Source organism: Micromonospora sp. NPDC048170 (assembly GCF_040652795.1).
Lineage (GTDB): Bacteria > Actinomycetota > Actinomycetes > Mycobacteriales > Micromonosporaceae > Micromonospora.
Window position 1 is genome coordinate 540,720 of record NZ_JBEZMR010000001.1, and the last position, 14,540, is coordinate 555,259.

Sequence of the window (14,540 nt, forward strand, 5' to 3'; positions counted from 1 at the left end):
CGGCGGTCGGCGTGGCGCCGTTCCGGACCGGCACCACCACGCGGGTCGGTCCGGCCAGGCGCCCCGGGTCGCCCGACCGGACCGGCGGGGCGGCGGTGGCGGTGCCGGGTGACCGGCCCCGCGCCCGGTCAGGGACGCCAGCCGTACACCCGGTCGACGGCGAGGCGGAGCACCAGCCGGCCGTCGGCGACCATCGCCGCCCGGTAGTCGGCCCAGTCGGGGTGCTCGCCACGGATCCGCCGGTAGACCTCCACCAGTTCCTCGACGCATTCGTCGTCGGGCGCCGCCGCCGGCGGGGTGAGCGTGACCACGCCCTCCGCGACCGCGTACGCCCCGCCGTCGGCGGTGGTGACGTGCAGGCTGGCCCGGGGATCGCGGCGCAGGTTGCGCACCTTGGCCCGGTCCGCGGTCGTGGAGCAGCGGATCAGGCCGGGCTCGGCGAGGTAGTCGAGGTTGGACAGCTGGGGCCGCCCGTCGCGCCGCAGGGTGACCAGCACGCCCCGGCCGCGTTCCCCGAACAGCTCCCACAGCCGGGCGTTCACGCCGGCACCCGCAGTGGGGCGAGGGCGGCGGCGAGCCGGGCCACCTCGTCGAGCATCACCTCGGCGGCGGCGTCGCGCGCCGGGTCCGGCAGCAACTCGCCGGCGGCGTCGAGGGCCTCCCGCAGGAACACGGCCACCGCCTCGTTGGCCGGCATCATCTTGAGGGTGGTCACCACCTGCTTGATCATCTGGACCGCGCGCAGGCCGCCGGAGGTCATGCCGTAGCTGACGAAGCCGACCGGCTTGTACTGCCACTCCGTGTAGAGGTGGTCGATCGCGTTCTTCAACGGCGCGCTGAAGCCGTAGTTGTATTCCGGCATGACGAAGACGAAGGCGTCCCCGGCGTCGACGGTGGCGCTCCACCGCCGGGTGTGCGGGTGCAGGTAGCGCCCCTCGGAGGGGTGGTGCGGCTCGTCGTGGAAGGGCAGGCCCACCTCGGCGAGGTCGACGAGGCGTACGTCGTCGAAGGCGTCGTGCGCGGTGGCGACGGCGGTGAACCAGTCGCCGATCCGGCGGCCCACCCGGCCGGGCCGGGTGCTGGCGACGATGACGGTCAGGCAGGGCATGGCGGTGTCGCTCCTGTGGTGGCGGGCCGGCCCGGGGCCGGCACGGTGAACTTCGGGATGAGGTGGTGCGCCAGCGGCCCGATGCTGACGGCGAAGAGGAGGGTGCCGGGGCCGACGGTGCCGCCGAGTGCCCAACCCAGCGCGAGTACGCCGAGCTCGATGGCCGTGCGTACCCGCCCGACCGGCAGGCCACGGGCGGCCAGCCCGGTCATCAGGCCGTCGCGCGGCCCGGGCCCCAGGCGTGCCCCGAGGTAGAGGGCCGTGGCGAGCCCGTTGAGCAGGATGCCGGCGACCAGCAGGCCGATCCGCCCGGAGACGGGGGTCACGGGCGGCAGGACGGCGAGCGTGGCGTCGGCGGTGACCCCGACCACCACCGCGTTCGCGAGGGTGCCGAACCCGGGCCGCTGCCGCAGCGGGATCCAGAGCAGCAGCACGACCACGGCGACCAGGTTCACCACCTGGCCGAGGGGCAGCCCGGTCCGCTCGGCGAGCCCCTGGTGCAGCACGTCCCAGGAGGCGAGGCCGAGGTCGGCGCGGACCATCAGGGCCACGCTGACGCCGAACAGCACGAGGCCGGCCAGCAGGCGGGACAGCCGGCCCGGCAATCTGGTTGACATGTCACCTACCTTAGGAAGCGGATTGATGACATGTCAACCAGATGGCTAGGATGGCCGGTATGGAACAACCACGCTGGCTCGACGAGCGGGAGCAGCGCGCCTGGCGCGGGTACCGGCGGATGCGCCGCCTGCTCGACCTGGAGCTGGCCCGCGACCTGATGCGCGACGCGGGGCTCTCCGAGCCCGACTACGACGTGCTCTCCGACCTGTCGGAGACGCCCGACCAACGGCTGCGGCTCAGCGAACTGGCCGACCGGATGCTCTGGTCGCGCAGCCGGCTCTCCCACCACCTGACCCGCATGCAGCAGCGCGGCCTGGTCACCCGCGAGGAGTGCGCGGCGGACGGGCGGGGCGCGGTCGTCGCGCTCACCGCCGAAGGCCGACGCGCCGTCGAGGCGGCGGCCCCCGGCCACGTGGCGGCGGTCCGCCGGCACCTCATCGACCTGCTGACCGCCGACGAGATCGCCGCGCTGGACGCGCTGACCCACCGCGTGGTCGACCACCTGACCGGCCCGGGCGACGCGCGACGGTGACCGTGGTGGTGCAGGCACCACCATCGGACCGGCGAGTGCGCACCATCGAAGTGAACCGTCCAGCTCCCTAGCGTCAACGGCATCACCAGAAGCCGACGCGGGGAGAGTTGCACGTGTTCACCACATTGGCCACCGCGGTGGTCAGACGCCCGGGACGGGTGATCGCCGGCTGGCTGCTCGTCATCGTCGCGCTGACCGCCGGCACCTTCGCCGTCTACGGGCCGGAGGGGCCGCGCCCCGCCGGCAGCCAGGCCGAGTTCCTGCCCGACCGGTACGAGTCCGCGAAGGCCGCCGGGATCGGGTCCCGGATCTTCCCCGAGCCCGCCGGCAGCAGCGCGGTGCTGGTCGTCCGCCGGGCCGACGGGGCCCCGCTGACCCCCGACGACAGCGCCCGGATCGACCGGCTGCCGCAGCAGTTGCGGGTCGCCGGTGTCACCGCGGTGACTCCCGGCGCGGTCGCCCCCGACGGGCGACTACGCCTGGCGGAGGCGCGCCTGGCCGGCGACGCCCACGCGGAGACGACCGTCCAGGCGGTCGACCGGCTGCGGGACGCCACCGACGACGCGCTGGCCGGCACCGGCCTGGTCGCCGGCTGGACCGGCGAGGCCGCCGGCGCGGCCGACAGCTTCCTGCTCGACCTGATCGTCCACGGCGCGATGCTGCTGGTGATCCTGGTCCTGCTGCTGGTCGTCTTCCGCAGCCCGGCGATCGCGCTGCTCAACCTGTTCCTGGTGCTGCTGGTCGCGCAGGCCGCCACCGGCCTGCTCGCCCTGGGCGGCAAGGTCTTCGGGTACGCCCTGGACGGCTCCACCACGGGCCTGCTCCCGGTCGTGCTGCTCGGCATCGGCACCGACTACGCCGTGTTCCTGCTCTTCCGCTACCGGGAACGACTCCGGGCCGGCGACGACCGCCGTACCGCCATGGTCCACGCGGTCAGCCGGATCGGCGGGGCGGTCACCGTGTCCGCGCTGGTGGTGGCGGTGGCGTTCGGCGCCCTGGTGCTCTCCCGGCTCGCCTCCTTCCAGGTGCTCGGACCGGCCCTGGCCGTGGCCGTCCTGCTCATGGTGGCCGCCGCGCTGACCCTGTTCCCCGCGGTCTACTCGCTGCTCGGCCGGCGGGCCTACTGGCCGGCGAAACTGGTCGCCCCCGGCACCGGCCGCGCCGACGACGCCGGGACGACCGGGCGGGCGGCCCGGGCCGCCCGCCTGATCGCCCGCCGGCCGGCCCTGGTCGCGTTGGCCACGGTCGCCGCCCTCGGGCTGCTCGGTCTCGGCGCGCTGCACCACCGGCCGAGCTACGAGATGGACGCGCTGCCGCCCGGCTCCGAGTCGGCCCGGGCCCTGGACTGGCTCCGCTCGGGGCTGCCCGCCGGGACGCTCTCGCCGACCGTCGTCTACCTCACCGGGCCCGGGGTGGACGCGACCGCCGCCGAACGGTTCGCCGCACGGCTCGCCGAGGTGCCCATCGTCGCGGCCCCGGGCGGGGTCGAGGTCGAGGGGGACGTGGCCCGGGTGCAGCTGCTGCTCGCCGAGCCGCCGTACTCGCAGCGGGCCATGGACGCGGTGGAGCACCAGCTACGCCCCACCGCGCACGCCGCCGCGCCGCCCGGCACCCGGGCGTACGTCGGCGGGGAGACCGCCACCTTCGCCGACATCCGGACCGTGCTCGACGAGGACCTCCGGCTGGTCTTCCCGGTGGCCGCCGGGCTGATCGGGCTGCTCCTGCTGCTGATGCTGCGCGGCCTGCTCGCCTCGATCGGCCTGCTCGCGGCGGTCGCGCTCGGCTTCGTCGCCACCCTCGGCACCAGCGTGCTGGTGTTCCAGGTGCTCGGCGGCCGGCCCGGGCTCAACTTCCAGCTGCCGCTGGTCGTGTTCCTCTTCGTCACCGCCATCGGGACCGACTACAACATCCTGATGATCGCCCGGTTCCGGGAGGAGCTGCGTGCCGGTCGGTCGCCCCGCCGGGCCGCCGCGGAGGCGGTACGCCGGGCCGGCCCGGCGGTCGCCGCGGCCGGGGTCATCCTGGCGGGCAGCTTCGGGGTGCTCGTGGCGTCGCCGATGCTGGCTGAGATCGGGCTCGCCGTCGCGGTCGGCGTGCTGATCGCCACGTTCGGGCTCTCCTGGCTGCTGGTGCCGGCGCTGGCCGCGCTGTCCGGCCGGGCGGCCTTCTGGCCGGGCCGCATCCGCACCGAGCCCGACCCCGCGCCCCCGCCCGGCGGTGGGCCGGTCCCCGCGCCGTCGGAGACCGCCCTGCCGGCTGGGACAATGGTCCGGTGAGCGGCGTGCGGCGGACCAGGCGGGAGCTGAGCCAGCTGGCCGTGGCGGCGGGGCTGGCCGGCCTGGGCATGGTGCCCTTCCTGGCCACCCTCCTCACCGCGGGGCTCAGCCTCCTCGGCGTCGGCCTGCCGCTGCTCGACCGCACCCTCGCCGGCACCCGGACGCTGCTGGACAGGCAGCGCCACCGGGTGCCGGGCCCGCCGGTCCGGTCCCCGTACCGGCCGGTGACCGGAGCGCTGCTGTCCCGGCTGCGGACCATGGCCGGTGATCCGGCCACCTATCGGGACCTGGCGTTCCTGTTCGTGCACTTCTGCCTCGCCCCGGTCGCCGCGGTGCTGGCCGTGGGGCTCTGGCTCGGCGTCGCGCAGGGGGTCGCCCTGCCGCTGATCCACACGGTGGCACCCGGCGCGATCGACAACTACCTCGGCCTGCCGATCGACTCGCTGCGCAACGCGGCGCTGGCCGTGGTGCCCGCGCTGCTGCTGGGGGTCGGGGCGTACTGGCTGCCCAGGGGGCTGCTCCACCTGGAGGACCTGCTGACCCGTGCGCTGCTCGGACCGACCACCCGCGCAGCTCTGGCCGAGCGGGTGGTGGAGCTGGCCGACACCCGCGCCCAGACCGTCGACACGCAGGCGGCCGAGCTGCGCCGCATCGAGCGGGACCTGCACGACGGCGCGCAGGCGCGGCTGGTCGCGATGGCGATGAACCTCGGCCTCGCCGAGGAGCTGCTGGCCCGCGACCCGGAGGCGGCCCGCGGGCTGGTCACCGAGGCCCGGACCAACGCCGGCACCGCCCTGTCCGAGCTGCGCGACGTCGTACGCGGCATCCACCCGCCGGTGCTGGCCGACCGGGGGCTCGCCGGCGGCCTCGCCGCCCTCGCCCTCGGCGCGGCCCTCCCGGTCGACCTCGACGTCGACCTGCCCGACCGGCTGGCGCCCCCGCTGGAGTCGGCGCTCTACTTCACCGCCGCCGAGCTGATCACCAACGCGGCCCGGCACAGCGGGGCGGCGCGGGTGGCGGTGCGGCTGCACCGGGTCGGCACGACGGTCCGGTTGAGCGTCTTCGACGACGGCCGGGGCGGGGCCGACCCGGAGCGGGGCACCGGGCTGGCCGGCATCCGGCGGCGGCTCGCCGTCTTCGACGGCCGGGTCCGGATCAGCTCGCCGGCCGGTGGGCCTACCGTGGTCGACGTGGAGCTGCCGTGCGAGTCGTGATCGCCGAGGACCTGGCCTTGCTGCGCGACGGGCTGATCCGGCTCCTCACCGCGTACGGCGACGAGGTGGTGGCCGCCGTGGAGACCGGTGACGAGCTGCTCGCCGCCCTGCTGGAGCACCGCCCCGACGTGGCGGTGGTGGACGTCCGCCTCCCGCCGACCCACACCGACGAGGGGCTGCGTGCCGCGCTGACCGCCCGGGAACGGGTGCCCGGGCTGCCGGTGCTGGTCCTCTCCCAGTACGTCGAGCAGCTCTACGCCCGGGAGCTGCTCTCCGACGGCGCGGGAGCGGTGGGCTACCTGCTCAAGGACCGGGTGGCCGACGTGGCGCAGTTCGTCGCCGCCGTGCACCGGGTCGCCGGCGGCGGAATGGCCATGGACCCCGAGGTGATCTCCCAACTGCTGGCCCGGCCCGCCCGGGCCGCGCCACTGGGCCGGCTCACCCCACGCGAGCACGAAGTGCTGGCGCTGATGGCCGAGGGTCGCTCCAACGGCGCGATCGCCCAGCGCATGGTGGTCACCGAGAAGGCGGTCAGCAAGCACATCAACTCGATCTTCGCCAAGCTCGACCTGCGTGACTGCGACGACGACCACCGCCGGGTACGCGCGGTGCTGACCTACCTGGACGCCTGACGTGGACCCCCGCATCGTCGACCGGCTCCGCTGCCCGGTCTGCGCCCAACCGCTGGCCGAGGTCGCCGCCGGAGGTGCCCGCGCGCTGTGCTGCCCGCGCCGGCACAGCTTCGACGTGGCCCGCCAGGGCTACGTGAACCTGCTCGCCGGCCGCGCCCCGCACGTCGGGGACACCGCCGAGATGGTGGCCGCCCGCGCCGACTTCCTGTCCGCCGGCCACTACGACCTGATCTCGGCCGCTCTCGCCGCCGCCGCGACGGAGGCCGTGGAGCGTGTGGTCGGGGCGCGCGCCGTCGGGGCGTACCCGCTGGTGGTGGATGCCGGGGCGGGAACGGGCCGGCATCTCGCGGCGGTGCTGGCGGCGCTGCCGGACGCCGCGGGTCTGGCCCTGGACGTGTCGAAGCCGGCGCTGCGCCGGGCCGCCCGGGCGCACCCGCGCGCGGCGGCGGCGCTCGCCGACACGTGGCAGCGGCTGCCCCTGGCCGACGCCGGCACGGCCGTGCTGCTGAACGTCTTCGCCCCGCGCAACGGGGCGGAGTTCCACCGGGTCCTCGACCCGGCCGGATCCCTGCTGGTGGTGACGCCGGCCGAGGACCACCTCACCGAACTGGTCGGCGCCCTCGGCCTGCTGCGGGTGGACCCGGCCAAGGCGGACCGGGTCGCCGAGAGCCTGGGCGGGCACTTCACCCCGGCGGCGTCCACCGTGCACCGGCGGGAGCTGGCGTTGACCGGCCCGGAGGTCGCGACGCTGGTCGGGATGGGTCCCAGCGCCTGGCACACCGATCCGGCCGGGCTCGCCGCCCGGGTGGCCGCCCTCGCCGAGCCCGTCCGGGTGACCGTCGCGGTGCGGCTGACCGTCTGGCGGCCGACGCCCCGCTGACCGCCCGGTCAGGTGGAGAGGTCCACCTCTTCCCAGCCGGGGGGCTCGTCGTGGTACGGCCCGCGCAGGATCACCGCCCACTCCAGGGCCCAGCGGCGCTGGCCGATCGCGTTCGCGTCCACCAGCCCGGGCGGGGTCCGGCCGGCCCGCTCCGTCTCCAGGTACGCCCAGTCCAGGCAGTAGTGCAGGTCCAGCAGGGCCGCGGCGTCGGCGGGATGTTGCGGGGCGGCGAGGATCCGGGCCCGCCACTGGCCGAAGGTCTCCCCGTCGGGAATCTGCGGCATCCGCTCCACCAGCCGCTCGTCGACCGGCAGCGTCGGGTCGAGCTGCTTGGTCAGGCCGAGCACCCACGCCAGCGCGAAGAGCGCGTCGTGGTGCAGCACGAACGACCGGTGGTCGCCCTTGCCGCCGGTCACGAACTGGAACTCCGGCGGCGTGACCGTGTCGACCAGGTGCGAGGCGAGCAGCCAGCTCATCGCCGACTGCGGCGGCATGCCGAAGCAGCGGGCCAGGATCAGGTGCAGCACCGCGATGCGGGCCTCGATCTCCACCGTGGGGCGGAGCTCGATCTGGTCGCCGGGCTCCCACACGAGCGGAAACTGGGCTGGTGGCAGCGGGAGACGCAGCCGGGACAGCTCGTCCAGGCTCGCCTCACGCACCTCCCGTGGATCGGGGGCAGGTACGGTCACGGCGGAAAGATCCTGTCTGCTCGCGACGACTCGGCGCCGGTTGTCCCCCCTGGCCAGGGAGGATAGCGGTCCGAGCGGGCCGGCACCATGCCGCCCCGGCGACCGTTGCGCTCAGCCGATCCGCTCGATGACCAGGGGCGTCGCGGCGGGCACGGCCGGTGAGATCCGCACCGCCCGCGCGGCGTCGTCCCGCGCCGCCGGGATCCGGGCGGCGTCGTCGGCGCGCAGCTCGTAGAGCGGATCGCCGGCCCGCACCGGGTCGCCCGGACGCTTGTGCAGCACCACCCCCGCCGGCACGCTGACCGGGTCCTCCTTGCGGGCCCGCCCGGCGCCGAGCCGCCACGCGGCCACCCCCATGGCGTACGCGTCGACCGCCGCGACGAAGCCGTCCGCGTCCGCGCGGACCACCTCGACCTCGTTCGCGGTCGGCATCGGGCCGTCCGGGTCCCCGCCCTGGGCGCGGATCATCGCCCGCCAGGAGTCCATGGCCCGGCCGTCGCGCAGGGCGGCCGCCGGGTCGGCGTCCGGCAGCCCGGCCGCGTCGAGCATCTCGCGGGCCAGCGCCAGCGTCAGCTCGACCACGTCGGCGGGCCCGCCCCCGGCGAGCACCTCGACCGACTCGGTCACCTCGACGGAGTTGCCGATGGCCAGGCCGAGCGGGGTGGACATGTCGGTGAGCAGGGCGACGGTCCGCACGCCGTGCGCGCCGCCCAGCTCGACCATCGTCCGGGCCAGCTCGCGGGCCTGCTCGACGGACTTCATGAACGCGCCGGAGCCGACCTTCACGTCGAGCACCAGCGCGCCGGTGCCCTCGGCGATCTTCTTGCTCATGATCGAGCTGGCGATCAGCGGGATGGCCTCGACGGTCCCGGTCACGTCGCGCAGCGCGTACAGCTTGCGGTCGGCGGGGGCGAGTCCCGCGCCGGCCGCGCAGACCACCGCGCCGATGTCGCGGAGCTGGGCGGTGAACTCCTCGTTGCTCAGCGCCGCCCGCCAGCCGGGGATCGACTCCAGCTTGTCCAGGGTGCCGCCCGTGTGCCCGAGGCCCCGGCCGCTGAGCTGCGGCACCGCGGCGCCGCAGGCGGCGACCAGCGGGGTGAGCGGCAGGGTGATCTTGTCGCCGACACCACCCGTGGAGTGCTTGTCGACGGTCGGCCGGTCGACGGCGGAGAGGTCTAGCCGCTCCCCGCTGGCGATCATCGCGGCGGTCCACCGGGCGATCTCCGGCCCGGTCATGCCGCGCAGCAGGATCGCCATGGCCAGCGCCGACATCTGCTCGTCGGCGACCACCCCCCGGGTGTACGCGTCCACCACCCAGTCGATCTGCGCGTCGGAGAGCACTCCCCCGTCCCGCTTCACCCGAATAACATCAACCGCCGCAAACCCACTCATCACAAAGGACTTCCCTACTCGTATGGCGATACCGATTCGCGCACCGTGACCACCGACGGCTGGGGCCTGCCGTGCCCGGCGGAGGGATCAAGCCTGACCGCCCGGAGCCGGGCACGGCAGGCCCCAGCCGGCCTTGAGCTCAACCCGCCCAGCGAACCGGAATCTCCATCGGCGGCTCACCCTCGCCGGCCCAGAAGATGCTGCCGGCCGCGTCCACGACCACCACCCGGGGCGTACGGGCCAGGCCCCAGGTGATCGCCTCCGCCGGGTCGCCCCAGCTCGGGCCCTCCTCCAGCACACCGGTCTCGGCACCCTCGCTGTCGCCCGCGGACCGCTCCCAATAGGCCGTCCAGACCTGCTGGCCGGCGGAGAGGTCGGGGTGCGCGAAGACCGTGCCGCGCCCGCGCCACGCGGCCAGCCGATCCGGCACCACGGGCACCGGGGCCTCCCCGGTCACGGCCTCCAGGTCGGCCACGTCGAAGGCGTGCGGCAGCAGCTCGGCCATCCGCAGCGGCCCGCCCCTGGCCTCGATCAGGCACTCCGGGCCGCCCTGCTCCCAGAGCAGCTGGCGGCACCGGCCGCACGGCATCAGCGGCTCGCCGGTGGCGTCGACGCAGGACAGGGCCACGATCCGGCCGCCGCCGGTGGCGTGCAGCGAGGAGACCACCCCGCACTCGGCGCAGAGCACCACGCCGTACGCGGCGTTCTCCACGTTGCAGCCGACCACCACCCGGCCGTCGTCCACCAGGGCGGCCGCCCCGACCGGGAACTTCGAGTACGGCACGTACGCGTGCCGCATCACCTCGGTCGCGGCGGCCCGCAGCCGCTCCCAGTCGATCTCCATGTGGTGCTCCCCCGTCAGCCCTTGATGTACGGCTTGCCGTCGGCGGCCGGCGCCCGGACCCGGCCGACCAGCCCGGCCACCGCCAGGATCGTCGCCAGGTAGGGCAGCATGGCCAGGAACTGGTTCGGAATCACGCTGTTGATCGCGCCCAGGTAGGTGGCGAGCTGGTCGGCGAAGCCGAAGAAGAGCGCCGCGAGCAGCGCCCCGGTCGGGCTCCACCGGCCGAAGATCAACGCGGCCAGGGCGATGAAGCCCTTGCCGCCGATCATGTTCTTGCTGAACGAGTAGAGCGCCAGCGTGTAGGAGGCGCCGCCGATGCCGGCGACCACCCCGGCGAGCAGCACGTTGCGGTAACGCAGCCCGAGCACCTTGACGCCCAGGGTGTCGGCGGCGGTGGGGTGCTCGCCGACCGAGCGGGTGCGCAGGCCCCACCGGGTGCGGAACAGCGCGATGTGGATGACCAGCACCAGCAGTAGGCCGAGGTAGAGGAAGATGTTGCCCCGGAACAGCGCCGGCCCGAGCAGCGGGATGTCCGACAGCAGCGGGATCTCCCAGTTGCTGAACCGGGGTGCGCTGTTGTACTTCTGCGCGTTGGTCTGCATCAGCCGCTCGTAGAGGAAGCCGGTGACGCCGACGGCCAGCAGGTTGAGCACGATGCCCATGACCACCTGGTCGACCAGGTAGCGGATCGAGAAGACGGCCAGCAGCAGCGAGATGAACGCGCCGCCGATCGCCGCGGCGACCAGGCCGACCCAGACGTTGCCGGAGAGGCTGCCGAAGAGTGCACCGCTGAAGGCGCCCATCAGCAACTGCCCCTCAATGGCCACGTTCACCACGCCGGAGCGCTCGCAGAGCACGCCGGCCAACGAGCCGAAGATCAGCGGCAGGGCCAGGAGGAACGTGCCCCGGATGATGTTGACCAGCGGCATGAAGTTCTGCCCGGCCGGCGCGGCGGAGACCTGCCAGCAGAGGAACGACAGCACGAAGCCGAGCAGGCCGACGCCGAGCACCAGGGTGAACCAGCGCTTCGGCAGCCCGGCGAGCATCGCGACGCCGGCGGCGACCGCGACGAGGCCGAAGAGGATCGCGCCGAGCGTGCCGTCGATCTTCAGCGCGGCGCCGGCGGAGTCCTCGCTGAGGGTGAAGCGGGCCTGCTCACCGGTGGCGAGCGCCCCGAACAGCACCGTCGCCAGCAGGCCGAGCCCGAGCAGCACGGCGCCGACCTTGCGGGTACGGGTCCAGAAACCCTGGTCGACTTCGGCGACCGCGACGTCTTCGACAGCCATGGTGGACATGAGTTACCAGCCCTTCGCCAGGCTCGTCTGCAACCGGGCGGCGCGGGCGGCCCGGAGCTGGAAGATCGCCTTCACCAGGGCCGGCGCGGCGATGAAGATGACGATCAGCGCCTGGAGCACGGTGACCAGCTCCAGCGAGATCCCCGAGTACGACTGCATCCGGTTGCCGCCGGCCTGGAGCGCGCCGAAGAGCAGCGCGGCCAGCGCCACGCCCCACGGCTTCACCCGGCCGAGCAGCGCCACCAGGATGCCGTCGAAGCCGATCTGCGCGGCCACCAGCGGGGTCAGCGCGCTGGCGGTGGAGCCGAGCACCATGTTGGAGCCGCCGAGGCCGGCCAGGATCCCGGCGAAGACCATGATCAGGACGTACGTCCGGGTGACGCTGATGCCGGCGGTCCGCGCGGCGTCCGGGTTGGCGCCGACCGCGCGCAGCTCGAAGCCGAGCGTGGACCGGTTGAGCAGCCACCAGACCGCCCAGGTGGCCAGCACCGCCAGGATGATGCCGGCGTGCACCCGCAGCCCGTCGCCGAGCAGCCGGGGCAGCTGGGCCGAGCCGTCGACCGGGCGGCTGATCGCGTCCGAGCGGTTCGGGTCCTGGACGCCGTTCTGCACGATGATCCAGGTCAGGAAGTACACGGCGATGTAGTTGAGCATGATCGTGTTGATCACCTCGTGGGCGCCGGCCCGCGCCTTGAGGATGCCCGGGATGAAGCCCCAGATCGCACCGCCGAGCGCGCCGGCGAGCACCGCGACGAGCAGGTGCAGGCCGGGCGGCAGCGGCAGCACGAAGCCGGCCAGCGCGGCCATGATCACGCCCACGATGGCCTGGCCCTGGGCGCCGATGTTGAACATGCCGCCCCGGAAGGCCAGCGCCACCGACAGGCCGGTGAAGACCAGCGGCGCGGTGTAGGTGAGCGTCTCCGAGATCGGGCTCATCACCGCCTGGAAGCCGACCGCCTCGGGGTCGAAGACGGCGCCCTTGAACAGGTTCCCGTACGCCTCGCTGACCAGCGTCCAGCTCGCGTTCAGCGCGTCGGCCGGCCGGGCGGTGATGTAGCTGTAGGTGGCCAGCACCTCGGGATCGGAGACGATCATCAGCAGCGCGCCGACGACCATCGCCAGCACCAGCGACAGCAGGGTCACCGTGAAGGTGTTCGCCGCCCAGAGATTGTCCAGGAACAGCCGGCCCAGCGAGGGCTTCGCCTCCGGGGCCGGCGCCTTCGGGGTGGTGGCCGGCTCGGCGCGCTCGGTGTTCTCCAGCGCGGCCTCCGCCGCCTGCGCCTCGGTCGCCGGGTCCTTGTCCGGGGAGCCCGAAGGGGGCTTGGGGTTGGTCATGCCTCGTCCTCGTTACCAGGGCTCTCGGCAGCGGGCTCCGTGCCGGTGGCGGCGGGGGCCGCGTCAGGGGTGATGCCGGCCATCAGCAGGCCGATCTCCTCGCGCGGGGTGTCCGGGCCGACGATGCCGATGACCCGGCCGCGGTACATCACCGCGATCCGGTCGGCCAGGCCGATCACCTCGTCGAGTTCGCTGGAGACCACCATGACGGCGGTGCCGACGTCCCGCTCCCGGATGACCTGGCTGTGGATGAACTCGATCGACCCGACGTCGACGCCGCGGGTCGGCTGGGCGGCGATGAAGAGCTTCAGCGGCCGGGACAGCTCCCGGGCCACGATGACCTTCTGCTGGTTGCCGCCGGAGAGGGTGCCGACCGGCGCGTCGGCCGAGGAGGTGCGGACGTCGAACTGCTCGATCCGCTCCTTCGCCGACTTCGCGATGGCGTCCGGCTTGAGCGCCAGGCCCTTGCCGAAGGGCGGCCGGTCGTAGATGTCGAGCACCAGGTTCTCCGCGACGGAGAACTCCTTGACCAGGCCGTCGACGCTGCGGTCCTCGGGCACGTAGCCGACGCCCGCGCGGAGCACCTTCTTGGTCGACCAGCCGTTGACCTGCTGGCCGTCGAGCGCGATCGTGCCGGCGAGCGTCGGGCGCAGCCCCATGATCGCCTCGATCAGCTCGGTCTGGCCGTTGCCCTGCACGCCCGCGACGCCGAGCACCTCGCCCGCGTGCACGGTCAGGTCGATCCCGTCGACCGCCCGGATCTGCCGGTCGTCGTCGACGACCAGGCCGGAGACCTCCAGGATCGGCTTGCCGGGGGTGGCGGACTCCTTCTCCACGGTGAGCCGGACGCTGCGGCCGACCATGAGCGCGGCCAGCTCGTCCCGGCTCGCCTCGGGCGAGGCGGTGCCGACGGTCTTCCCGCGCCGGATCACGGTGATCCGGTCGGCGATGGCCTTGACCTCGCCCAGCTTGTGGGTGATGAAGACGATCGACTTGCCGGCGGCCTTGAGCGACCGCATCACGGTGAGCAGTTCCTCGGTTTCCTGCGGGGTGAGCACCGCCGTCGGCTCGTCGAGGATGAGCAGGTCGACGTCGCGGGTGAGCGCCTTGACGATCTCCACCCGCTGCTGGATGCCGACCGGCAGGTCCTCGATCACCGCGTCCGGGTCGACCCGCAGGTTGTACCGCTCGGAGACCTCGGCGACCTCACGCCGGGCCCGCCGCCGGTCCAGGAAGCCGGCGATGCCGCCCCGGACCTGCTCGGCGCCGAGCATGATGTTCTCGGTGACGGTGAAGACGGGCACCAGCATGAAGTGCTGGTGCACCATGCCGATCCCGGCCGCGATCGCGTCGGACGGCCCCCTCAGCTTCAGCGGCGCGCCGTCGACCAGGATCTCGCCCTCGTCGGGCTGGTAGAGCCCGTAGAGCACGTTCATCAGGGTCGACTTGCCCGCGCCGTTCTCGCCGAGCAGGGCGTGAATCTCTCCAGGCTCCACCGTCAGGTCGATGTGGTCGTTGGCGACCAGATCACCGAACCGCTTGGTGATGCCGCGCAGTTCGAGTCTCAGCGCAACCTCCTGGAGTGCGAAGCGATGGTGCAGCGTAGCTGCCGGTGGACCGCTCGCGGCGCGGGGCCGTCGTCGGGTGGAGCGGGATCGGCCGCCCCGGTGCCGCAGGGTTTTCCCGCGACGCCGGGGCGGCCGGATCTTCGTGCTGTACCGGTCG

The 14,540-nt window shown here is 74.0% G+C and carries 14 protein-coding genes; 5 read left to right on the forward strand and 9 right to left on the reverse strand.

What is annotated here, in order from left to right; genetic code table 11:
• Positions 1–128: 128 nt before the first annotated feature.
• From AB0D32_RS02355 to AB0D32_RS02365, 3 genes are read right to left on the reverse strand one after another with little or no spacing between them, the layout of a single operon-like run.
• A complete protein-coding gene (locus tag AB0D32_RS02355; RefSeq protein ID WP_357083526.1) occupies positions 129–542 on the reverse strand; it encodes a PPOX class F420-dependent oxidoreductase in 414 nt (137 codons plus the stop codon).
• On the reverse strand, positions 539–1,108 hold the full coding sequence (locus AB0D32_RS02360; protein WP_357083529.1) for an NAD(P)H-dependent oxidoreductase: 570 nt from the start codon (positions 1,106–1,108) through the stop codon (positions 539–541). The genes AB0D32_RS02355 and AB0D32_RS02360 overlap by 4 nt, the downstream gene beginning before the upstream one ends.
• Positions 1,096–1,725 carry a hypothetical protein gene (locus AB0D32_RS02365; RefSeq protein WP_357083532.1) on the reverse strand — a complete coding sequence of 210 codons (630 nt, stop codon included), beginning with the start codon at positions 1,723–1,725 and terminating at the stop codon, positions 1,096–1,098. Before AB0D32_RS02365 ends, AB0D32_RS02360 begins: the two co-directional genes overlap by 13 nt.
• A gap of 59 nt (positions 1,726–1,784) precedes the next feature.
• On the opposite strand from AB0D32_RS02365, the gene AB0D32_RS02370 reads away from it, so the two are divergent.
• From AB0D32_RS02370 to AB0D32_RS02390, 5 genes are all read left to right on the forward strand, one after another.
• A complete protein-coding gene (locus AB0D32_RS02370) occupies positions 1,785–2,258 on the forward strand; it encodes a MarR family transcriptional regulator (RefSeq protein ID WP_357083535.1) in 474 nt (157 codons plus the stop codon).
• 113 nt (positions 2,259–2,371) lie between these two features.
• Positions 2,372–4,534 (forward strand): MMPL family transporter, encoded by a 2,163-nt coding sequence (locus tag AB0D32_RS02375; protein WP_357083538.1) that lies wholly within the window; start codon positions 2,372–2,374, stop codon positions 4,532–4,534.
• Entirely contained in the window at positions 4,531–5,748 is a 1,218-nt protein-coding gene (locus AB0D32_RS02380; RefSeq protein WP_357083541.1) for a sensor domain-containing protein, read from the forward strand. The genes AB0D32_RS02375 and AB0D32_RS02380 overlap by 4 nt, the downstream gene beginning before the upstream one ends.
• Complete coding sequence (locus AB0D32_RS02385; protein WP_357083543.1) at positions 5,736–6,380, forward strand: response regulator transcription factor; 645 nt, start codon at positions 5,736–5,738, stop codon at positions 6,378–6,380. Before AB0D32_RS02380 ends, AB0D32_RS02385 begins: the two co-directional genes overlap by 13 nt.
• A 1-nt stretch (position 6,381) precedes the next feature.
• A complete protein-coding gene (locus AB0D32_RS02390; protein WP_357083546.1) occupies positions 6,382–7,260 on the forward strand; it encodes a putative RNA methyltransferase in 879 nt (292 codons plus the stop codon).
• An 8-nt stretch (positions 7,261–7,268) separates the two neighbouring features.
• Here the strand turns inward: AB0D32_RS02390 and AB0D32_RS02395 are convergent, their stop codons facing one another.
• The 6 genes from AB0D32_RS02395 to AB0D32_RS02420 all read right to left on the reverse strand — a co-directional run bounded on the left by AB0D32_RS02395 (position 7,269) and on the right by AB0D32_RS02420 (position 14,416).
• A complete protein-coding gene (locus AB0D32_RS02395) occupies positions 7,269–7,949 on the reverse strand; it encodes a DUF4272 domain-containing protein (protein ID WP_357083549.1) in 681 nt (226 codons plus the stop codon).
• 111 nt (positions 7,950–8,060) lie between these two features.
• Complete coding sequence (locus AB0D32_RS02400) at positions 8,061–9,341, reverse strand: thymidine phosphorylase (RefSeq protein ID WP_357083552.1); 1,281 nt, start codon at positions 9,339–9,341, stop codon at positions 8,061–8,063.
• A 139-nt stretch (positions 9,342–9,480) separates the two neighbouring features.
• Positions 9,481–10,185, reverse strand: a complete 705-nt coding sequence (locus tag AB0D32_RS02405; protein WP_357083555.1) for a cytidine deaminase — start codon at positions 10,183–10,185, stop codon at positions 9,481–9,483.
• A gap of 14 nt (positions 10,186–10,199) precedes the next feature.
• A complete protein-coding gene (locus AB0D32_RS02410; RefSeq protein WP_357083558.1) occupies positions 10,200–11,480 on the reverse strand; it encodes an ABC transporter permease in 1,281 nt (426 codons plus the stop codon).
• A 3-nt stretch (positions 11,481–11,483) separates the two neighbouring features.
• A complete protein-coding gene (locus AB0D32_RS02415; protein WP_357083561.1) occupies positions 11,484–12,815 on the reverse strand; it encodes an ABC transporter permease in 1,332 nt (443 codons plus the stop codon).
• Positions 12,812–14,416 carry an ABC transporter ATP-binding protein gene (locus tag AB0D32_RS02420; protein ID WP_357084193.1) on the reverse strand — a complete coding sequence of 535 codons (1,605 nt, stop codon included), beginning with the start codon at positions 14,414–14,416 and terminating at the stop codon, positions 12,812–12,814. Before AB0D32_RS02420 ends, AB0D32_RS02415 begins: the two co-directional genes overlap by 4 nt.
• Between the last annotated feature and the right edge of the window lie 124 nt (positions 14,417–14,540).

Coding starts and splice junctions, on each gene's coding strand:
- AB0D32_RS02360 (WP_357083529.1), bottom strand. CDS start 1,108: ATGCCCTGCCTGACCGTCATCGTCGCCAGCACCCGGCCCGGCCGGGTG.
- AB0D32_RS02365 (WP_357083532.1), bottom strand. CDS start 1,725: ATGTCAACCAGATTGCCGGGCCGGCTGTCCCGCCTGCTGGCCGGCCTC.
- AB0D32_RS02370 (WP_357083535.1), top strand. CDS start 1,785: ATGGAACAACCACGCTGGCTCGACGAGCGGGAGCAGCGCGCCTGGCGC.
- AB0D32_RS02400 (WP_357083552.1), bottom strand. CDS start 9,341: ATGAGTGGGTTTGCGGCGGTTGATGTTATTCGGGTGAAGCGGGACGGG.
- AB0D32_RS02405 (WP_357083555.1), bottom strand. CDS start 10,185: ATGGAGATCGACTGGGAGCGGCTGCGGGCCGCCGCGACCGAGGTGATG.
- AB0D32_RS02410 (WP_357083558.1), bottom strand. CDS start 11,480: ATGTCCACCATGGCTGTCGAAGACGTCGCGGTCGCCGAAGTCGACCAG.
- AB0D32_RS02415 (WP_357083561.1), bottom strand. CDS start 12,815: ATGACCAACCCCAAGCCCCCTTCGGGCTCCCCGGACAAGGACCCGGCG.